Origin of the sequence: Bacillus sp. B1(2022) (assembly GCF_040259625.1) — a bacterium.
GTDB classification, from domain to species: domain Bacteria; phylum Bacillota; class Bacilli; order Bacillales; family Bacillaceae; genus Bacillus; species Bacillus velezensis.
The window spans coordinates 110,845-129,876 of the sequence record NZ_JANIFO010000008.1; the positions used below are offsets into that span (position 1 = coordinate 110,845).

Here is a 19,032-nt window from a genome sequence, read left to right on the forward strand (position 1 = left end):
ACTATCTCGCTTGGCTCTTTGAATGTTTTCCCCAGCGGTCAATTTCAACATTGTGTTTCTCTCCTTTTCCGCTGATATTTCTTGATTTCTTTCTCTGTAGCGGGGCGGACAGAGGCCTTTGCATCATAAGCTGTGCGAACCATGTGGTCCTTTTTAAGCTGTACTACTTTCTTAAAGTGTGTAAGGAAGATGTAGTCCCCTACTTTGTAGAGATGTCTCATCAGCGATCATCCTCCCATTTCCTAATGTTCCGCTCCGTTACAGACATCCAACAATACACGGCCAAAAGCAGGCTAATAATTCCGATAACTATATAAATCATTGCAGAAACGTCCCAGTTTGTTGCTGAAGCGTCGACTCCTTCTCAAGTTTCTTCATTTTTTGATAAGCTTCTGTGTAATCCTTAATAATTTCATCCAGGGTCTCTAAACGGCTGGAATAAGATTCACTAACCTCATTGATCAATTGTAGAGCCTTTTGCATTTTCTTTTTATTTCTGTATTCCAGGTATACACTCGCCGCAAACAGGCCGGCCAGCAGTATGCAAAACGCTAGTTTGTACCAATCCATTATTTAACCGCTCCCTTCTTTTTAAGAAAAGCATTTGCTTTATCTGTAAGTTCCCAGTAGAAAAGGTTATCGTCTTGATTCATTGAAGCTTTGACTAACCCGGATCCTTGCAGCATCTTCATCCATTCATCTAGGCGAACCGCGGCGATCGTACCACCTTCCGCGGCGATCGCCCGGAGCAATGCCTCGCTGCCTTTCAAGGGTTAACGGCCATCCATACCAAGAAAGGTTGCGGTCATTTTGACTGCTAAGGAAACAACGTCTTTTTCATTGACTTTGTTGCTACTTTTAAATTCGTCATAAAACCGGATAGCGACCTGTGACACTTCTGGGATGAGAATCACCATTGCAGGTAATTCCTTCTTTATTCCTTCTTTCATCATTTCAAGCTCGATGTCTGTGTATTTTTTCATAATCTAACGTCCTTTCGATTTAAATCACTACTGTCTGTACAAGAAAATCTTACCCATTTTAATTTTGACTAGGCGGCTTTGGTGGTCTTCGAGTTTTTGGAGCAGCCTTTAACCCATGATTCTTGTCCTTTGTGTCTCCAATAGCTTCACTAACCATGCTCCCTGCGGATAAGACAGCCCAGAATAGAGCAACCTCGGGAGGATACTCGGCAAGCGCGATTAACGCTATAATCACGAGAATAACCGTCATAGCAACGACTCCTCTACTTTTTTTCTTCCCGGTAAGGATTCAAAATGGCTTGAATCTTACGAAAGGTGTGCTGTGCAGCCTTTATTGCGGTTTTTAATGCAGGATCGTCGGTCATTTCAGGGGTAACGATCGCCTTATCCGGATCAAGCAACGCGGCTTCTATGCCACGTGAGTCGATAATTGAAGAAATGGTCGCATACTGCTCCTGGATTTCTCGAAAGTCCCGGCTTGTCCAGCTGCATTGATAAGCGCGGAAGAGTTCTTCAGGAACAGCAGCATCTCGGAATATCTCAGATTGTCCCTTCAGAAAGTAAATGACATTATCAGCGTTTATTCCGTACAATGTAAGAGCGGCCGCTCTATTTGCATAGTTGCGATCCTTACCCGCGGCTTCAAAAATTGCACTGGCATCTTCAAGGTCAATCGGATAGTCCATTGTTAATTTCTTCAGAAAAGCGTCCTTAGTTTCCATCGTCTACCTCCTTCAGTCCTCTTCCACAATTACAACAGCGTTGTTAATCATGACACGCTTTCCGTCTATATCGAACTTCACTTTATTCCCGTACTCATTGATCTCAACGTCGAACTTTCCTTTGTATGTCTTGATGGCATTTCCGTTTTGATCATATACGACAGCTGTACGTTTCAACCCATTGACACTGGAACTCGTATCCTTCATGAGACGATCCCAAGTTTCGCAGCCAACTAAACCACAAAGTAATAAAACAGCGGTAATTATTAACGTGATACGTTTTTTCATTGGGCGTTCTCTCCTTTATGCTTAATGGCTTCTTCGATGAACGCGAGGCTATTGCCGTAAGCAGCATCTATGATTCGGACATCTGGAGAAAATTTGTGCTGAAGATCGTCATCATAAACCTTCTGATAGTATTCAAGTTTCATTGAGAAATTCGACAGCGGGTTTATAATCAATTCGTCATCCGGATAACCTTTCATTCTGACTCGAATTCCTATATAAGAGACACCCAATTCCGTTGCTTTTTCGAATGCCTGTACAAGTTCGGTCTTTTTCATAAAGAAGCCCTCCATTGAATGTTTTTAATTTAGAGACATAATTAACGCAATGATAGACAGGATAAGCGCAACAGAGCTTGAAATGATGCCGATAAGGAGGCATGTCTCGGATCTCATTCGGCACCGTCCTCATATAAATCAAATGCATTGAAAAAGTTACCGAAAGCATCACGATCAGGGAAACCTTTAGCCGTCGCCTCTATCTTCTTAATTTTTGTATCGCATTCATGGCACTTTACGTACTCATTTTCCGAAAGTACATACCTGCGACTACGGTCACCGCAGTTTGGACAGATATAGTACGTTTTGTAGTATTTTTCTCCGTTATCTTTCTTGATTCCAGTTTTCCAGTGTTCAGGTTCCTGATTCTCACTCATTTCCTCTGTTTCTTGTACCGCAGTCTCCTGCTCTGTTTGTAGAAACGAACCTTGAAGCCTCTCGGCGATCGAAAAGCCGGTTGATTCGGAGCCAAGGAGCGGCAATTGTCGTGATCGGCTCTCTTCCTGCTGCATGGCACGGAATCGCTTTGTCGCTTCTGTAGCTGATACTGGTTTCTCTTCTGTTTGCTGGTACGAATTTAAAATCTTTTTCTCGGGATCTTTGTGACTTGCAATTAACGGTAAAACCAGTTCATTCCCTTCAAGAAGAGCAATGCGCTTTGCTTTAAATTGATTTTTGTTAGGCTTAACCCCTGAATCTTTGCGTATAAAATTAAGATCATTTGCTTTTATAAAGTCGTAAAACCCAGCAGTCAACACGCTTACCGTTCTTTCGTTGTTTATCCGGTCGAGTCCGTATTCGCTCAGGATTCCGTGAATTGCTTCGTGTAAAAGGACTTTCGCGGCGTACTCACCCTCAGCTTCTTTCGAAACTTGTATTTGCTGTTTCCATGGATTTATGTCTCCCAACTGTACGCCGCTTTTGTGATCCTCTTCGATAAATCCTTCCACCTGCAGAACTTTATATGGCATGCCGTTGATTACTAATTTCTCTGGTAAATTCATAAAATCAACCTCCTAGTTTGCTTGTTTACTATCTCTAAAAATCGGTACGTCCTGTCCGCAAAGTTCGGGTAAGTTTGCACGAACAAGCTGTTCGGCAAAGGGCGGCGGGACAGCATTACCGCAACGCGCAACCTGTTTCGCTTTTGAATATTTCACACCGTTCGCATCTCTATCGATCACATAACCCGCTGGAAACCCTTGAGCGGCGAATAGTTCATGAGGCTGAAGCATTCGCATTCCAATGTCTGCGATTTGATAGTTTTCGCCTTTAATCGTGATTAGCCCGAACCTGTCTTTCGTGGTGACTGTATGCAACGGGATATCGAGGGCCTGGCCGATATCTGATCCATAATATTTCGTTAAGAAAGCTCGAACCTCACCGACATGCAGGCCGCCCGCCGTTATGGTAGGCATCGGGTTCGTTACCGCTTGACCGTCCTTGCATGTGCCTCGCAACTTGATTAAGTGACTTGTGGCAATGGCGAATTTATTGCCGCGTGCAGTTATAGTGCCGAGCGGCTTTTTTAGGTCAAGCACGCGCCGGCCTTCCGGGTCACCATAACCCATTTGAATTAACACTGGGTCTACTACGCCCCAACCATTTTTCGCTGTTACAGTCTGTAAGGGCTTATCAAGTTTCTGTCCTCTAAAAAAATCACCAGAATGATTGACTTTAATGATAAATGGATCAGGATTATTCAAAACAAAACGCTGGATGCCGCGGGCAATGCGCCGCATTGTATTTTCAGATAAAGGCTTTTTTCTGTTGAAAATTGATTTTGTTTCGAGCGTCCAATCCATAATATCTGCAGCTGTCTTCCAAGGTTTCAGCTTCCCAGTCTTAACAGCCACGCTTTCCGGATCTCCGTGTGTCGGTTCAGGCCAAATGATAGGCCTACCGTCACATCGAGCTATTAAGAACAACCTTTTTCGTATTGTCGGTGCACCGTAATCACAGGCTCTAAGCTCTTTCCACTCCACACTGTATCCGTGGACCTTTAACGCATTCACAAACGATCGGAATGTACGACCTTTCTGCACGGGATCCGGTCGGCCGTCTTTTCGGAGAGGGCCCCACGTCTGAAACTCTTCTACGTTCTCCATCATGATAACCCTCGGCCTCACTGTAGCTGCCCATCTCACAGCTACCCAAGCTAGACCGCGTATTTTCTTCTCTACTGGTTTTCCACCCTTCGCCTTGGAGAAGTGCTTACAGTCGGGGCTGAACCACGCTAGACCTATGGGCCTGCCAGCAGCCGCTTCTCGAGGGTCCACATCCCAAACAGATTCACAATAATGTTTTGTATCGGGATGATTTACCATGTGCATAGCAATAGCGTCAGGATCGTGATTAATAGCGATATCTACCGAGACACCAGTAGCCAATTCAATACCTGTACTGGCTCCGCCGCCTCCGGCGAAATTGTCAACAATGATTTCTTTCGTTTTACTGATCATGACTTGCCCCCTACCGCTCGAACTTTACAATCTCGCCGATGGTTTTTTCTTTATAGTTCTTAACATTCTGTATTTTGAGGAGGTTCCTGAATTCTTTAGCTTCTGATTTTGGTACATAGGCGATGCCTATAGACATCAGCATTCTATATTTGTCATTACGTCTTACACTCGTCATTGATTACCTCCCCAAGAAATGACATGTACAGCGGCTTTCTGTACGCCAAACGCCAAGGCCTGATCCAAGTTGTTTATGTAAATGTCTAGGTGATTCCCCTTAACTCCGCCGCCTGTGTCCTGTACTGTCCGCTTGCCGATTCCATCTATATAAACGACAGTTCCTAACGGTATGACAGCAGGATCCGCTGCCACTGTGATGCCCTCTTGCACCATAGAACCGTCGGCTGTAATTCCATAACCCTCATCACCCGGCTGCTTCCCGGTGCTTTCTACTCCAGCTGTGTAAGCTGTTATCTTAAAAACGCCGATATCATTAGAACGATCACCGCCAGAAGTGCTGCTGTTAGTTGCATTCTGTGAACCAATAGGCTGTTTTTCAAATATTTGTTTTTCTTTGCGAGCTTTTCGATCTGAAGTTGAAGCTTTTCGTTCTTTTGTTCTTCTGTTTTCAGGTACTTTCTCAACAAAGCCTCGTTTTGCCTCGATTCGTGAAGCTGGTCGGCTAAGTCTTGGCAAGATTGATGCAGGTTGTTTTCTTTCCGTAAGCCTTTTACAATGATCTTCTGTTCGTTTTTCTTCTTCGCTTTGCATAATTGGCGCTTTTCCCGCTCGAGCTGCCTGTCTTGTTGTCTCCTCTGATATCCTTTCTTGCGGTTGTTCGCTTTGCTTTTCGCCATGAGCCAGCACCCCCAATGTAAAAATTAAAGAGCAGGTTATCAAAACAGAGATAGGTAACACATCCTTTTATCTTTTAAATATTGTGACACACGGCTAAGACAAAATTGATCTGATTGTTTTCTTATAGTCCCTAACGACAATACGATCACCCATGTAAATTCTGAGCGTAAGAAGAAGCAAATCTTCATTCTCGGAAATCCGGCCCGAACTAACTAAAAACTGCAGCCATTCTTCAATTGAGTAATTATAAGCTGTTTTATAAAAAAGCCTTTCCCTGTTGTTCTTCCAAAGCGTTATGAATGACTCTTTACCTGGTTCACCTCGATACGTGTTCGAGAAATAGAAATACTGCACCGTGTAATTAAACAGATCTACAACGGAGTTTGTAACGCCCTCGCCTTTTACCTGGAGCTCCCCGCGCTTTGCCCAAGTTCTGATCCGATCCAGTTTCTTATCCACTTCCCAGGCCCACAAGGTTTTTGCGTCTAAATCAATCATGCCCCTCATGAAGCGGCTGTCGTAGTCAATGTCCTTACTAACGAAAGTGTCAGTAGCCTCGGCCAAAAATAAATCCCAGTCAGCAGGCGGCTTGTCCATGTTAAAACTTTGATTCATCTGTCTCTCTCCATTTCCTGAAGGTATGATCAAACAATAATTGTTCATACGGCGGCAAGCGGGTGGATCGTGCCGACTGTTTTAACACTTGCTCGTAATCTTTCCGGTATCCATTAACGCTCCAAAATAACACCAAAGGGTTATATCGTTCAGGACAGTGATCTACCGGTCTTCGAGCAATGTATCCTACACGACGGCTTGGTTTTTTACGATACTTAATTTTCGCTTTAATCATGTTGTCAACTCTCTTTCATCAATGACATGCTCAGCAATAGCGGAAGCAACTGCCGCCAATTGAATTAATTCCTTATGAAGATCAACAGCATCTGTTTTCTTGCCCCAGGCTTTATTCCGCTGCATTGCTTCGCACACTTCCCCGAACTCCTCACCTAAAATCATTAGCCAGTCGCCGTAACTGTGCCGCTGGATACCCCATTTCTCATTTTGTTTTGTTCGCTCAATCAGCACTTCATCATTTACAAGAAGCATTAATTTTGTAGGGCGTGAAACGGTGTTCGGGACCTTTTGACTTAAATTCTCTAAATCTTTTCGAACACTCATACAGTCAGCCTCTCTTTCTCCCAATCTGCGTAATCTTTTTTCTCTCCCCAGCGGTAACCGACTGATGGATCAGCTACTACAGGAACCGGAAAATTTGGAAGCGGCGGCTCTTGCATAACCCCTTGAACCCAGTCCTTTACATTTTCAATAAGGACAGGATCGTCATCTATTTCGAAAATCATTTCATCATGTATCTGAGCAATCATGTCAACATGGCCGTGAATAAATAAAACGGGGCTCTCGAATTGGTTTGTGTCTTTGTCGGTGACTTCAGCCAGTCTTGAATTGTAGGTGTCTCTCCCGATCTTTTCATATACAGCGTTTTGACACTTTTTCATAATGTCAGCAGCACTACCCTGAATCGGCGTATTGGCCGCTCGACGTTCAGCACTGGAGCGGTCATACCTGTTGGCGCTGTTAATTCCGGGAAGAAGGCGAATGTATCCGTATATTGTTTGCACGTAGCCTTTTTCGCGGGACTCCAATACAATTTTTCTTTGATATTCCGGTATTCGCTTGTATGCTTTTTTTACAGCGTTTACGATATTTGCACATTCATCAAGGGTTTTTCGGACAAAATATTTCGTTTTAAAGGTCTTTTGCAGTGCGTGCTCTGTCCCGCCATATGCAATACCGAAATTGCCTGCCTTTGCGTCAGAACGCTCTTTTTTCACAATTTCGCTTTCCGGTTTCCCGGTCATCACAGACGCTGTCCTTTTGTGCATGTCCCCGTTATTAGAAAATAGATCAATCATGACCTCGTCTCCGGATTTCCAAGCCATTAAACGCAGCTCAAATCCTGAGAAATCGATTAGGAAGTAAACTTTCCCTTTATCCGGGACGTGAAAATTTCTTATTCCGAACTCATCGTTATCTAACCGTGGAACGTTTTGGCCGTTAGGATTAAAACTGTTACAACGTCCCGTCTCAGTAAAAGTGCTATATCCTGCATGTATTCGGCCGCTCCGACGGTTCACATGTTTCTCGCGACCTTTTATATGACTGGAGAGCAGCGTGGAATACTTTTGGATTTTCATTAGCTCACGAAGTAGCGCGATGCCCTGTTCTTTGTACGGATGCGGTTGCCGCTTTTTAATTCGGATCGCATATCGTTCATCTTTTGTGATCTCACCGTTAAAACCGGGCTGCCCGTACGAAGCGTCGGGGTCAATGTTCTCCCATCCTTCGGGTAGCGGAACCGCCAAATATTTTTCCTCACTAATCGCTTCCAGATTGTTTTCAAGCATGAAGATCATATCAATAAGTGCCTCTAGATCAAGGCTTGCCGCTCCGGTTTTTTCGGACCACTTTGCTGCTGGAAGCTTGAAATGGTCGAAAATGACACTCTTTACCTCTTTGGTTTTTCCTGACGCTCCCGTGTCGACATTAAGCCCTAATGCGTCGAAGGCAATTTTTTTGATGTTAGCAGCGGCCTGTTCCTGCATTAGTTCCGCTTCCTGACGTTTTACATCCGCTTGATCAGCATCCCACTTCATGCCCCAATACTCCATAATTCCGATCGCTCTTTGGAAAGGCATTTCTATGTTGTGCAGCCATTCTTCATAACGCGGGATTTGTTTCGCAATCTCATTCCAGTAAAGGTAATGCTGAAGACCGTAATCGCTATCCTCGGCCGAATATAGCAACCCCTCACCCGAATCTGCCGGAATCTCGTCGAAAAAGTCCGCATCGTTCTTTTTCAGAAGCTCTGTGAACTCGTTCATGTTTACGCCGAAAACTTTTTTCGTGGCCGGCTTCAGACCCCAACCGCTATTCGGCTTTTTAGGATCAATGATCTTTTGTGGAGCGGCTACCTGCAGGCATCTTACCCACATCATGAGGGGGTCAGCGACTGGGCCGAGAATATATTTTCCGTACTTCGCTGCGAATTTCGTTTCGAACGATAGATTTACCGCGATCTTTAAGACCTTATTGTTTGTAAAAATCATCTTTTCGAGTGTGTCCATGACCAGCTGGCGAGCCTTGTCTCTCGTTAAATGTCCTTCAAAGTTACGGCCTTTCTTGTGGCTGATAGGAATAACACGTGTTTCATGTGGTGCTGCTGCGATCGACAGTGTACAAATTTCACCTTTCCATGGATCCAAAGGTGATCGAAGATATTCTTTTCTATGCTGCTCTTTCTCCTCTTCAGAAAGGCTGAAGAACCAGTTTCGTGTTTCCTCGTCTGCCGCTGTCTCCCAGTCAAAAGATGCGTACCCCGTCTCAAGACAGCGGTTCAGATATGCTTCCAGGTCTTTCAGAGTCAGAATTGCTTTGTAATCCTTCACCTTTTGCGGTTCTAATTTCGGCCAAACAATTCGAAACTCGCCCGGCTTAGGCTTTTCCTTTAGAACATTAGCAACGTTATTATGCGGCTGTGCCGGCTCAGCAGGTTTCTTTTTGACATTAGATGCTAAAGTTTTCGGTGTCCCGAACAAACTTCCGAGTCTCATGATTTCACACCCTATTTATATTTTGAAATTTTCTACACACCAGTTATACAGGAACACTTACATGATGCCCGTTCGTATACGCATAATATTTTTCTCTAATTTTGTTTAACCTGTGTTTGATATTATTTGCGGTACATCCCACATGTTTTGCTATAACCGTATGTTTCACCCCTTGGAGTTTCATCGTTAGAATTTCTTGATCGACTTTCTCCAGTCTCGATATGAAGTCTCTTATGATCAACTCTGATTCCTGTGTATAGCCCAAAATGTCTGAGAGATTTCTTTCTCCTTCAAAGCTCACATAACTTCGCTGTGCAGCTAAGCATGCTTTCGCAAACTGAACGTTTTCAATCGTTTCATTCAGACGTTCAGCTAAGTCTTCGCACGATAGCTCGGTCCACTTGTTAGCGGCAATTTTTCGCGCAAGTCTTTTTAACCAAATTGGAAAATAAACTGAGTTATATCCGTTTTTTGTAATTTCAAAATTAATCTCACTTTCGATCTGTATATACGCGTAATGTGAAAATTTCGCACCTTGTTTCGAATCATAAGAGTCGTAAGCTTTCATAAGACCAACACTTCCCGCACTTACTAAATCCGAAATTTCTAAACTTGTAAAACGTAATTGGGACGCTTTGTTTTTAGCAATTTTTGCAACAAGAGGCATATTACTCATCACAGCCTCATCACGCGTCATCATGCGGCCGTTAATCAACTTTTCCACAATGTTACTCCTCCTTTTGGAGCAATTCGTGCAACAGTTCTGCTACTGCATCACCGCTATCGACTTGCTCTTTTAATAACTGCAACGTTGCTCTTTTATAAACGCCTAAAGCGGCCAGTGAATCAGCTTTCAATGTTCCCGATGTTTTTGACGCTTTCTTGAGCTTTTCGATCTCCTGCTTGAACTGACTATTTTCAATTCTCAATTCATTAAGGCGCTTTTCATTTTCTGCTTTTTCCTTTTTCAGGTTCTCCGCTGTTTCCCGAAGTACGTTCCGACGTCTATCCAGATCTGAGCATTGAGCCTGAAGACGCTGCTGTTCCTCTTGCTCCTTTTTCAGCCTCTGTTCTAATGCCGCAATGTCGTCTTTTGCTTTTTTTAACTGATCCTTTAACGAATTGTCACTCTCTAGATTTAGTTTTGAAGACCTCAAGAGTTCTGTTGTCTTCTTAGTTTCTTCAAGAGGAATGTCTTTTTTCACTGGCTTGCCCTTTAAATTCTTCTTTTTCCACTTATGAAGTGTCTGGTACGATACCCCGAAGTGTTTCGCGATATCCGTTTCCGTGTGTCCCTTGATTTTTAATTCCTGATAAGACTCAACAGTTAATTTATCAGCCAACCTGCTTCCACTCCTCTCCGTTCTTTTTAATAGTCGTCATCGTCCATTTGATCAAATAGTCCGATCTGCATGCAGTACGCTATATAAGCATTAAACCGCGGCGTTTTTCGGAAGCCGCCTGATGTACTGATTGTCATCCGCATGCGAGTTAACGTGTTTATAATTTCTTTGACTTCCTCACGATCGATTGATAGCATCGCTTCAATGTCATTCAGACGCAGTGCTTTTTGCTGTGCGAACAGCTTAATTAACTCAAAAAATTTAAATTCATTTTTCAGCGTGTCGATCTTCTTTAGATCGCCGGTTATTCTGTTGTAGCGAGCTTCCGTCATTTCTTCTTCACGTATTGCGAGTTTAGAATAATAGTTCAAGCCGCAACCCGGGCTATTGTAAAGAGCCTTTAAATACCGCTCAATAAACTCTACATGCCCCGGCCAGACCTGGATACGCTCGCCTGACTCGTCAACACTGTGGGTTAGAGCGGCCAATGCTACCGACAATCTCGCAATCTTGTTTCTCTGATCAGATGGGCTTACCAGTGGTACGTCTGTTGCATTCCCGTATACCTTACTTAGCTCAGTCGAAACGGAAAGCATTTTTTCGATTGTTCCTTCTGCGAATAACACATCATCCGGTTTCCGAGACCACGCGTATAGAATATTATTCTTTAACGCACGACTGCTGATCATATTAGGATAGGTTCCTAATTCTTGGTTATAAAGCTCAGAATCTACATCTGTCGACCTCATAAAAATGGCAAAGTCAAAGCGGCGAATATCCTCGTTATTGAAAATATCTTTTAATGCTTCAACACCTTGTGCATAATCGGCAAGCCGGCGGCCTCTAGGTACGTTTCCCGACATAATAGCGCGTACGCGGCACGGTGTTTCGGCTGTTACAGCTCGTTTGACTTCCAGTTTTCCGTCGGAGCGGGCAAGCGTCATTTCCCCGTAATCGTCTTTGGTAATTCCTGTTGCTTCATCAATCCAGATCATTTCTTTGTCTGCTAAAGGCCACGCACCCCAGACAATGTACCAGGCACCACCTGATCCTGACTGCTCCATCTTATAGGTTAGCCCTGTTCGGCTCGTGCTCTCCGCGTTGACTCGAGTACCAAGGCCTGCGTATTTCATTGTTTTTTCGATCAACGCGCTTTTTCCCGTTCCTGTATCGCCCACGACTTTTAATTCTACCCAGCCGCGGATTGGATTTAGATCCCACGGAACCTTAAATCGAAGAACGCTATGCATTGTAAGGAGTACACCTAGAAGTGTCTCGTCCCGCTCTACGATGTGTGTCACATTGTATGTAAGATCGGCACATAGAGCGGCGACTTTTTCTTCAATCCCTTTTCCCGTATAATCCTGTGGAGTAAAAGATTTAAAGTCCTCCTTAACCTCGTCTGTCATTGAAAAGCTTTCTACGACGTCTTGAAGAGGTTTAGCATCTCTGAGTAGTAAAGTACTCTCTTGGTTTTTCGGATGCGGATACACGTATCCAGTTAGCTCGTAGTACTTATTTTCGGAGACTGGGAGACCGCCAATCGCATACACTCGACGAAGTACGTATTTCCCGTCTGAATTATCTTCTTTCTGCCCGTCTGATTCGTCCTCAGCCATCGGAATGACCAGCAACTCTTCTACGTTTGTACTATCTTCAACTTCTAAATTGTATTTAGCGCAGTTTGGAATTCCTGAAATGTCTCGAAGGATACCCTTAATGTTGTCGTCACCGATGTTTGTCATTTGAATCAGTTCTCTATCCTGCACGCCGAGCTCTTTGTATAGCGTGTGGCTCGGAATATCGTAAAGCGGGCAGTGCGTCTTCTTACAGTTATCTCGGCCCCAGCAATGATATTCGATTTTCTTAGGAACGATATACGGCGTATGTTTCTTGCCGGCAACCATGACATGCGTTTTGACGGCTTTACCAGCATGATCCGCGTTCCCGGTCTCCGCCAGATGCATGACCTCTGTTACCTCTTCCTCTTTGTGCTTCTTGATACATGGACAAAGTTCACCCGCACATGCCACCCGGTCATAATCTTTTTCGCCTGGTTTCTTTTCGCCATGTAAACTGCGAATAAAGGAGCAGTGAAATTTATAATCATTATCTTCGCTGAATACGCTATCGATCACACTGCGGGTATTCGCTACACGCTGCCTTTGCTGATAATTACTATCCGCAGACGTAAAGCGCAGCACCCACTCCTCAAGGACTTTCATTGTTTCTTCCTTGGTGTGACCAGCGTCTTTATAGTAACAAGCGAGCTGTACAGTCGCCTGGTTTCTGTCGCCTTCTTTTTTCCAACCGTTCTCCAAGATGTCCTGAACACACACTGGCGGCCGGCCTTTCTTGAAAATAAATTCTTCTTTATCGTATCGCTTGCTTTGTGTAGCAGCAGCCTGTTCATATTCCGTTACTTTATCAGAGTAAAAATGGTTTGTTTTCCCCCGGATGCCAGCGGCTCCGTTACGTTCATCTGCTGTAAATGGCAAGTCTTCTCTTTTACGTGGGGTTTCCGCTAATTCCTGAATTTCTTCTAAAGTTAGAGTCTTGATTTCTTCAAAACTAAGTTCGATTTTGTATCGTTTCGTTTTCGCGTGAATGGAGTTCGGTAGGCGTAGCTGCCTCCTGTTGGTATATACGACTAAATCAAGTGAAGTGAGTTCCAATCGGTGAACAAGATACCCTGCAATATGTTTAAAAATCTTGTGTAGGTCCGCTCTCGGTTTAATCCCGACTGCCTGTGATCCAATTAGAATATGAAAGCCTTTGGATCCTGAAAAATAAATATGAATGTCAGTTTCTCGGACATCAAGCTCCTGGGTAAAAAATTCAATCAACTTTATGGCATCAGCCTGGCTGACCGCGGGATCCCGATCATAGTCTAAGTCGAAGTAGAGAGGAGCCAGGAAAGGCTCTCCCTCGACTTTTTCCGAATTTGCAAAACGCTGTACGGTAGCGAAACAGTTAAAGTTCAATGCTTCTTCCTGCTGCCACCGTAGAACGTCTTTTGACTCCATTCGAATCCATGAGTTGTTTTTCCCGTGCGGATCAATATGCCAGGCGTCAACATATTTAAAATCTTTGAGCTTTGGTTCTTTCTTTGCTGCCATTACGTGACGCCCCTTTCAATACTTACGCTTGTTGCTCGTCCGGATTAATGCCGTAGTCTTCAGGTTTGAACAGCCCGACTGCCTGGAACTCTAAGCCGATAAATTTCTGACCACCTGAAGCACCCTTGTATTCTTTCGTAATCAGCCGCGTTACAATCTTGTTAACGCCAGTACCTCGCGGAATGTTCAATGCTTTGTACTTTCCTTTGTAGACACCAAATGCGAACTGACCCCATCGGATTGTATCTGTTGGCGAGAATGACATGAGATAAACTTTTGGGAAGTCATCAGGCTTCAATGTATCTACTGGAACTACAAAGGCCATGTAACGAAGTTTAATGTCTTCAAGTCCGTAGCGATCAGCGGCGTCAGGATTTTCCGCAAGCCATAATGTGAGTTTTTCCTGTGCATCTGCCAATTCTTTTTCTGCGACAATCAACTCTCCATCTTCCGGGCTACCTTCTAAGCCCCAAAGGGAATAACGTTTTTCACCTTGGCCAACAACGATATCAATTGTGTCACCGTAGGAAACAGACTCATCGTCTTTTTCAACGAAATTTCCTTTTGAATCTTTCGTGAGCCAGTCTCCCATATGAACAAAGTCCATATCCAGACCTGCGTTTGCTTCAATAAACCCGTTTTGGATGTCTTCTAAAATCGCAGTGATGTAATTGCTACCGGTTTTTACCGCCGCTAATTGGTTTTTTGTTTCTGCTACTTCATTTGTGTTTTGTACATTTTCATTGTTCATTTGTTCAGTCATGGTTCTTAACCTCTTTCGTTTTTTGAATTTTTTTACACACGAGAATAATAGTTCACCAGTGCTTGTTCATGTTTTTGAAGTGCTCATAACGACCAGATTTTCGCAAATCGGAAACTTTTTGTTTTATAACATGTTCAGTTTTACCTAACGCAAAAGCAATGGATTGAGCATGATCGGAATCATAATACTTGCAAAGGTATTCTAGATCAGACTCTGAAAACTTTTTCCCGTGATTAAAATGAAAATCAGGATGGTATTTCATTCTCCCACAAACGTCATACTCATAAGTCTCAGCGGCAACTGTTACGGCTGCCTCCATCGTCACCCACCTCCTTAAATGGGAAGATCAAATATAGCAGAACTACCGAGAAAGTCCTCAATCAGTTGTTGCTCTGTTCTCGGTTTTTTAGGAACCTTTAATCCTAAGCGCGTGTAAACTCGGCGACGGCTGTAGTACTGATCTTTAAATACGCCGACTTTATAGTCTACATAATCGAACCAGGTTGCTTGTTTGTCGGGGTTACTCAGGTCTGGTCGCATGATCCGCCCAATCTCCTGCTCAACTGCAGATCCTGAAGCGTCTCCTCGCTTGTCTCCTCGCTTAGGCATAACCATGTGACCAATTGTAAGGTGCGGCATATCTAAGCCTTCACGAGCAAGCTGAGTAGCAAATAAGATATCGATTTTTTTCTTACTGCAAGCCTCCAAGATTTCTTTTCTTTCCTTGCTGCTGACCTGCCAGTTTTTAAATTCGTCTTCCGTGTAAGCTTCAACCTTAAACTTAAAACCTGTCTTTGTTGCTTTCTCTTCGAGAATCAAATGTGCAGGTGGCGGGTTTGCTACCCATTTATAACGACTGATCCCTCCGTGTACCACGGCCATTGTCGGGCAGCTTCCAGAGGCGGTCAGCTGTTCGATCTTCTCTTTAATCATGTAGCAGTATCGAACACTTTCCGTAATTACGATACTGTGATTATTTGCCGCATTATCAAGGATAGACTTTGCAACCAGTTCGAGCCGTCCTTCGTCTTCAATCAGATGCCTGATTAAATCTGTATAATCAAGATCTTCGCCGCCCGCGTCTACGCTATTGTTTTCATTACGTAGAGAAGCTGTCTCGTAATCAAAATCTGTAAAAACAAACTTCACATCCGGTTTTATGAGTTCTCCGTGTGTATAAAGCGTCGAGCGGTCCACTCGATGAAGTTCCGGCCCTACCCCTTGGTACAAGTAAAAATGCAGCCCGTCTTTTCTCTCAGGAGTTGCTGTTACGCCTATCAGCTTGTCCGCTTTGAACTTCCCTACTGTTTCGATAAACTGAACTGCCGGGAAGTGGTGAGCTTCATCGATAATCACCATTCCGATAAAGTCGTTCAAAGCAGCTACCAAGTGTGGATTAGCTCCAAGTGTTTGAACAGTGGCAATAATCAGTTTCCCGTCTCCCCACTCGTGTTTTCCATCTCCGAAGAAACCTATTCGACCGACCCCTCTCAGCGTTAATTCCGCTTTCTTTGCTGTCTGATACATTAGATCTTTTGTATGCGTCAGCCAGAGCGTTGAACGACCGTATTCGAAAATCGTACGCATCCCCATGATTGTTTTACCTGATCCGGCAGGCGCGATCCCGACACCGCTGCCTTTTAACAGAGATTCTACAAAAGGAGCCTGATAATCTCTCACTTTAAAAGAATCATTCCATGGACCAAAATCTACCTCACGGCCTTTCTGCGTGTTCCGGACTATCACTTTTTCAGGATCCTGATTGTGATTAATCAGGATATCGTTTAACTCTTTTTCGAAACCTCTCGGGCAAATCAAGTCACCGCGATCGTAAAGGTACAGCTCGATTTTAGGATCAACGCCCCACACCCGACGCCTTCGCTTTTTGGCTGCCGCGTACGCAGGATTCTCATACGTGAGTGCCTTCGTAATTGCCGCTTTTAACGGAGTTGTTGCACCTTTAATTCTGATATTCCAACTGATAAATATCTGTAACAAATTGTACCAACTCCTTTAAGTCATACCGCGGTTGCTCTGTATTAATTCTTGGTATTTTTACAGCAGGGAGCGTTTCAGATTGAAACTCTGTTAATCTAATATTGAGCCTGTCGTTGTGGCGCATGAACTTCAGCGCTTCAGTGAGACGAAATGCGTATGTTTCGTCGAGACCGATGTCAGGATTATGGAAGCTGACTGTGACTATACCGAAGTTTCGATCGATGACCTGGTCGAAATCAATCAGGCCTTTAATTTGATTTTGTCTGAGAAATCCAAGTTCAAAGCTCTTACTCTTGGTCCTTTTCATTTCAATTAGTATGTTTACTTCATTGGTTAAAACTATCCGATCAGCGGCGTTTGTACTGCCGCCCCCATCTTTTAGTTTCATATGCCAAACGTTTTCCACCAAAGGCCAACTTCGTTTTATTTCAGCTTCAAAATCATTGCCGCGTTGCCGCCGCTCCCTTTGCTTATTGCGCATTGCTTGTTGCTTGGGATCCATTACACTTCGCCTTTGTTCTGTTTCGATTCTTGTAAGAATTTAGACCATTGACTGTCTGTGATGATTTCGTTTGTCCAAACGTCTGCAGTGGCTTCAGATAGCGATACACGAACATCGTTGTCTATCGTTACAGAAGTGTCCGCAGTATCAATCATCTTAAATGCTTTATCCTCAAGCCATTCCTCCAGCTTTTGATCGTCGCTTGCTACTTCTGGAGGAACAAGTCCCATTAAATCATCACAGCTTACACTGAAGATTACCGATCCTTGTACTAGCGCCCGTTCTACAACTTTTCCACTCATAGTAAAACCTCCTAATGTCTTTGTGTTAAGCTAAAAACTTGAGCAAATTCCCCTGTACGTGAGCTTTCGCTTTAAGTAGATCCGCTGCTTCTTTAGCTGTTGCATACATGTCTTTTGCCGCCATGATATTGACCTCAATTTCTGCTAATTGAGCCTTTACATTAGCCAATTGCCTGTGCTCGCTTTCTGCGGCAGATCGGCGGTAAGAATCCCTGAGAGTGTCATTTGTTAGTGCAATCTTCTCACCTTTCCAAATCACGTACTGGCTACGCCCTTCTCCCTGAATCTGCATGATAGCCTCGGCTTCTTTTAACTGGACCGCAGTCTCCAGTGTTGTTTTTTCTTTCATGAGTCTTGCACGCTCACCGTAAGCTGAGTCAACTTTCTCCCCTTCCGCAACCACATCAGCAACAGCTGCGTCGATAGCCTGAATTACAAACTGGACATTTTCAGGAGAAACTACTGAGTCATACCCGGCAGGGACTTTTTTAATTGCAGCGTTTAGCAATTCTTCAGCAGCGTTCATTACTTTTTCTTTGCCATACTCTCCTACAAGAGCTGTGATTTTATCTTCTAAATTTAATCGCATAAGGTTGTACACTCCTTCATATAATGGGATTAGTCAAGTACGACTGGGATAACAGCAGTAAGTGTTTGTTTGTCGTCGGTGCTGACTAGTTTGATTGCAAACTCGTCTTGGTAGAATTTAATACACAGCTCTTCATAACCCGCGTCCTTAAAGAGCTTCAAAGCTTGCAAAAACTGCTCTGCGTTGATTTCATATTCAAAATCATTATTGTATTGCGTAGGTCCTAAATCGATATCAGCGTTTAGAGACTTACTTTTCACAGAAAGTTCTGTATGTTTCCCCGATACGCAGGATGACAACGTAAGCACTACATCTTCTTTTTTGCCTTTTTTCTCGCCCTGTTTCGGAACAACTCCGGCTTTGATAAATGCATCTGTAACTAGATGGAGATACGTCGTACTTTGAACTTGGAGCTGATCGATAAAACCTGTAGGAATTAATGGATTAACATTTGGATAAACACCATCCAGTAGCTCCCCTGTTTCTGGATCAATCGAGGCACCGTCATTTCGACTTTGTACGTTCTTTGCTGCATAGATACGATTTCCATCGGATACTACAACAGATCCGTCGTGAGCATGGTAAACCCCTTTTAAAGCTGGTTTTGCAAAACCGATGTCTTTCACCATTTTTTCCGCGTGTTTGATGAATGTAAGATAAGAAATAGCCATTATTTCGTTTCCTCCTTCGGTTTCACTTTTTCTAATAACGTGATAGTTAAATGCTCGTTTACAACGTCTGTAATTGACAGTGTTTCTGTGCAGTGTGCTTCGTCCCTTACAAAAACGATGTTTAACTCGAGAGGTGAGACTTTACATACAATCGCATTAAAATCCTTATTCGCTAGTAGATTTAAAAAATCGTAGGATCTCGTGTTAACACATACTGCAGTTCCAGGTGAGAGAGTGTCTACATCAAACTGCGGTTTATTTACAAGAATATCGCTCATTTTTATTCTCCTTTGGCACAAGCAGTGCGAGCTTTATTTTTCCTTCGTCCACTTTAGATGCCGAGATTTTAACTGTATGTGGAGGGCTAAACCTTAAAGCACTGGAGGCCATAGGAAGGCGAAGGACAGATAAATGCGTCCCATTATTTTCTATAACAAGACCATTCCAGGTTTTTGTTGTTTCCGTTACGGAAATCGGCGTGTCATATTTGAATATTTCTTCGTCAAACTGCGGTTTACTCACTAACATTTT

Annotated in this window: 25 protein-coding genes; all 25 read right to left on the bottom strand. The window is 43.6% G+C overall.

All coding sequences use genetic code 11. The features are described from left to right. Positions 1–318: 318 nt before the first annotated feature. Positions 319–570, bottom strand: coding sequence for a hypothetical protein (locus tag NQS30_RS14895; protein ID WP_218791807.1), 252 nt, complete (start codon positions 568–570; stop codon positions 319–321). Then, positions 570–770, bottom strand: a complete 201-nt coding sequence (locus tag NQS30_RS14900; RefSeq protein ID WP_218791806.1) for a hypothetical protein — start codon at positions 768–770, stop codon at positions 570–572. Before NQS30_RS14900 ends, NQS30_RS14895 begins: the two co-directional genes overlap by 1 nt. 3 nt (positions 771–773) lie before the next feature. Continuing rightward, positions 774–983, bottom strand: a complete 210-nt coding sequence (locus tag NQS30_RS14905; RefSeq protein WP_218791805.1) for a hypothetical protein — start codon at positions 981–983, stop codon at positions 774–776. Between the two features lie 263 nt (positions 984–1,246). Next, entirely contained in the window at positions 1,247–1,705 is a 459-nt protein-coding gene (locus NQS30_RS14910) for a hypothetical protein (protein WP_218791804.1), read from the bottom strand. Between the two features lie 12 nt (positions 1,706–1,717). Then, positions 1,718–1,993: a DUF5052 family protein gene (locus NQS30_RS14915; RefSeq protein WP_218791803.1), complete on the bottom strand. Its 276-nt coding sequence runs from the start codon at positions 1,991–1,993 to the stop codon at positions 1,718–1,720. Continuing rightward, positions 1,990–2,268 carry a hypothetical protein gene (locus tag NQS30_RS14920; RefSeq protein ID WP_218791802.1) on the bottom strand — a complete coding sequence of 93 codons (279 nt, stop codon included), beginning with the start codon at positions 2,266–2,268 and terminating at the stop codon, positions 1,990–1,992. The genes NQS30_RS14915 and NQS30_RS14920 overlap by 4 nt, the downstream gene beginning before the upstream one ends. 113 nt (positions 2,269–2,381) lie before the next feature. Continuing rightward, positions 2,382–3,272: a hypothetical protein gene (locus NQS30_RS14925; protein ID WP_218791801.1), complete on the bottom strand. Its 891-nt coding sequence runs from the start codon at positions 3,270–3,272 to the stop codon at positions 2,382–2,384. A gap of 12 nt (positions 3,273–3,284) precedes the next feature. Further along, positions 3,285–4,730 (bottom strand): DNA cytosine methyltransferase, encoded by a 1,446-nt coding sequence (locus NQS30_RS14930; protein WP_218791800.1) that lies wholly within the window; start codon positions 4,728–4,730, stop codon positions 3,285–3,287. A 171-nt stretch (positions 4,731–4,901) separates the two neighbouring features. Continuing rightward, a complete protein-coding gene (locus tag NQS30_RS14935; RefSeq protein WP_218791799.1) occupies positions 4,902–5,645 on the bottom strand; it encodes a 3D domain-containing protein in 744 nt (247 codons plus the stop codon). A 33-nt stretch (positions 5,646–5,678) separates the two neighbouring features. Continuing rightward, a complete protein-coding gene (locus NQS30_RS14940) occupies positions 5,679–6,200 on the bottom strand; it encodes a hypothetical protein (protein WP_218791798.1) in 522 nt (173 codons plus the stop codon). Further along, on the bottom strand, positions 6,184–6,435 hold the full coding sequence (locus tag NQS30_RS14945; protein WP_232603431.1) for a hypothetical protein: 252 nt from the start codon (positions 6,433–6,435) through the stop codon (positions 6,184–6,186). The genes NQS30_RS14940 and NQS30_RS14945 overlap by 17 nt, the downstream gene beginning before the upstream one ends. Further along, positions 6,432–6,761, bottom strand: coding sequence for a MazG-like family protein (locus NQS30_RS14950; protein WP_232603432.1), 330 nt, complete (start codon positions 6,759–6,761; stop codon positions 6,432–6,434). Before NQS30_RS14950 ends, NQS30_RS14945 begins: the two co-directional genes overlap by 4 nt. Further along, complete coding sequence (locus NQS30_RS14955; RefSeq protein ID WP_218791797.1) at positions 6,758–9,214, bottom strand: bifunctional 3'-5' exonuclease/DNA polymerase; 2,457 nt, start codon at positions 9,212–9,214, stop codon at positions 6,758–6,760. The genes NQS30_RS14950 and NQS30_RS14955 overlap by 4 nt, the downstream gene beginning before the upstream one ends. 43 nt (positions 9,215–9,257) lie before the next feature. Further along, on the bottom strand, positions 9,258–9,938 hold the full coding sequence (locus NQS30_RS14960; protein ID WP_218791796.1) for a sigma-70 family RNA polymerase sigma factor: 681 nt from the start codon (positions 9,936–9,938) through the stop codon (positions 9,258–9,260). 4 nt (positions 9,939–9,942) lie between these two features. Then, entirely contained in the window at positions 9,943–10,557 is a 615-nt protein-coding gene (locus tag NQS30_RS14965) for a hypothetical protein (protein WP_218791795.1), read from the bottom strand. Positions 10,558–10,583: 26 nt separating this feature from the next. Beyond that, positions 10,584–13,676 (bottom strand): DNA primase small subunit domain-containing protein, encoded by a 3,093-nt coding sequence (locus NQS30_RS14970; RefSeq protein WP_218791794.1) that lies wholly within the window; start codon positions 13,674–13,676, stop codon positions 10,584–10,586. A gap of 22 nt (positions 13,677–13,698) precedes the next feature. Then, positions 13,699–14,439: a hypothetical protein gene (locus NQS30_RS14975; RefSeq protein ID WP_218791793.1), complete on the bottom strand. Its 741-nt coding sequence runs from the start codon at positions 14,437–14,439 to the stop codon at positions 13,699–13,701. Between the two features lie 52 nt (positions 14,440–14,491). Further along, complete coding sequence (locus NQS30_RS14980; RefSeq protein WP_218791792.1) at positions 14,492–14,758, bottom strand: DNA-entry nuclease; 267 nt, start codon at positions 14,756–14,758, stop codon at positions 14,492–14,494. Between the two features lie 14 nt (positions 14,759–14,772). Beyond that, positions 14,773–16,437 (bottom strand): DEAD/DEAH box helicase, encoded by a 1,665-nt coding sequence (locus NQS30_RS14985; RefSeq protein WP_218791791.1) that lies wholly within the window; start codon positions 16,435–16,437, stop codon positions 14,773–14,775. Beyond that, positions 16,400–16,939, bottom strand: coding sequence for a hypothetical protein (locus NQS30_RS14990; RefSeq protein ID WP_218791261.1), 540 nt, complete (start codon positions 16,937–16,939; stop codon positions 16,400–16,402). The genes NQS30_RS14985 and NQS30_RS14990 overlap by 38 nt, the downstream gene beginning before the upstream one ends. Beyond that, a complete protein-coding gene (locus NQS30_RS14995) occupies positions 16,939–17,241 on the bottom strand; it encodes a hypothetical protein (protein WP_218791262.1) in 303 nt (100 codons plus the stop codon). The genes NQS30_RS14990 and NQS30_RS14995 overlap by 1 nt, the downstream gene beginning before the upstream one ends. Positions 17,242–17,266: 25 nt before the next feature. Then, the gene (locus tag NQS30_RS15000) at positions 17,267–17,830 is read right to left on the bottom strand and encodes a hypothetical protein (RefSeq protein WP_218791263.1); all 564 of its coding nucleotides are present in this window, start codon (positions 17,828–17,830) and stop codon (positions 17,267–17,269) included. A gap of 29 nt (positions 17,831–17,859) precedes the next feature. Continuing rightward, positions 17,860–18,501, bottom strand: a complete 642-nt coding sequence (locus tag NQS30_RS15005; RefSeq protein WP_218791264.1) for a hypothetical protein — start codon at positions 18,499–18,501, stop codon at positions 17,860–17,862. Beyond that, positions 18,501–18,779, bottom strand: coding sequence for a hypothetical protein (locus NQS30_RS15010; protein ID WP_218791265.1), 279 nt, complete (start codon positions 18,777–18,779; stop codon positions 18,501–18,503). Before NQS30_RS15010 ends, NQS30_RS15005 begins: the two co-directional genes overlap by 1 nt. Beyond that, the gene (locus tag NQS30_RS15015; protein ID WP_218791266.1) at positions 18,757–19,029 is read right to left on the bottom strand and encodes a hypothetical protein; all 273 of its coding nucleotides are present in this window, start codon (positions 19,027–19,029) and stop codon (positions 18,757–18,759) included. The genes NQS30_RS15010 and NQS30_RS15015 overlap by 23 nt, the downstream gene beginning before the upstream one ends. Positions 19,030–19,032: the final 3 nt, after the last annotated feature.

Coding starts and splice junctions, on each gene's coding strand:
- NQS30_RS14980 (WP_218791792.1), bottom strand. CDS start 14,758: ATGGAGGCAGCCGTAACAGTTGCCGCTGAGACTTATGAGTATGACGTT.
- NQS30_RS14895 (WP_218791807.1), bottom strand. CDS start 570: ATGGATTGGTACAAACTAGCGTTTTGCATACTGCTGGCCGGCCTGTTT.
- NQS30_RS14970 (WP_218791794.1), bottom strand. CDS start 13,676: ATGGCAGCAAAGAAAGAACCAAAGCTCAAAGATTTTAAATATGTTGAC.
- NQS30_RS14925 (WP_218791801.1), bottom strand. CDS start 3,272: ATGAATTTACCAGAGAAATTAGTAATCAACGGCATGCCATATAAAGTT.
- NQS30_RS14995 (WP_218791262.1), bottom strand. CDS start 17,241: ATGAGTGGAAAAGTTGTAGAACGGGCGCTAGTACAAGGATCGGTAATC.
- NQS30_RS14950 (WP_232603432.1), bottom strand. CDS start 6,761: ATGAGTGTTCGAAAAGATTTAGAGAATTTAAGTCAAAAGGTCCCGAAC.
- NQS30_RS14940 (WP_218791798.1), bottom strand. CDS start 6,200: ATGAATCAAAGTTTTAACATGGACAAGCCGCCTGCTGACTGGGATTTA.
- NQS30_RS15005 (WP_218791264.1), bottom strand. CDS start 18,501: ATGGCTATTTCTTATCTTACATTCATCAAACACGCGGAAAAAATGGTG.
- NQS30_RS15000 (WP_218791263.1), bottom strand. CDS start 17,830: ATGCGATTAAATTTAGAAGATAAAATCACAGCTCTTGTAGGAGAGTAT.
- NQS30_RS15010 (WP_218791265.1), bottom strand. CDS start 18,779: ATGAGCGATATTCTTGTAAATAAACCGCAGTTTGATGTAGACACTCTC.
- NQS30_RS14930 (WP_218791800.1), bottom strand. CDS start 4,730: ATGATCAGTAAAACGAAAGAAATCATTGTTGACAATTTCGCCGGAGGC.
- NQS30_RS14945 (WP_232603431.1), bottom strand. CDS start 6,435: ATGATTAAAGCGAAAATTAAGTATCGTAAAAAACCAAGCCGTCGTGTA.
- NQS30_RS14910 (WP_218791804.1), bottom strand. CDS start 1,705: ATGGAAACTAAGGACGCTTTTCTGAAGAAATTAACAATGGACTATCCG.
- NQS30_RS14990 (WP_218791261.1), bottom strand. CDS start 16,939: ATGGATCCCAAGCAACAAGCAATGCGCAATAAGCAAAGGGAGCGGCGG.
- NQS30_RS14975 (WP_218791793.1), bottom strand. CDS start 14,439: ATGACTGAACAAATGAACAATGAAAATGTACAAAACACAAATGAAGTA.
- NQS30_RS14920 (WP_218791802.1), bottom strand. CDS start 2,268: ATGAAAAAGACCGAACTTGTACAGGCATTCGAAAAAGCAACGGAATTG.
- NQS30_RS15015 (WP_218791266.1), bottom strand. CDS start 19,029: ATGTTAGTGAGTAAACCGCAGTTTGACGAAGAAATATTCAAATATGAC.
- NQS30_RS14905 (WP_218791805.1), bottom strand. CDS start 983: ATGAAAAAATACACAGACATCGAGCTTGAAATGATGAAAGAAGGAATA.
- NQS30_RS14955 (WP_218791797.1), bottom strand. CDS start 9,214: ATGAGACTCGGAAGTTTGTTCGGGACACCGAAAACTTTAGCATCTAAT.
- NQS30_RS14915 (WP_218791803.1), bottom strand. CDS start 1,993: ATGAAAAAACGTATCACGTTAATAATTACCGCTGTTTTATTACTTTGT.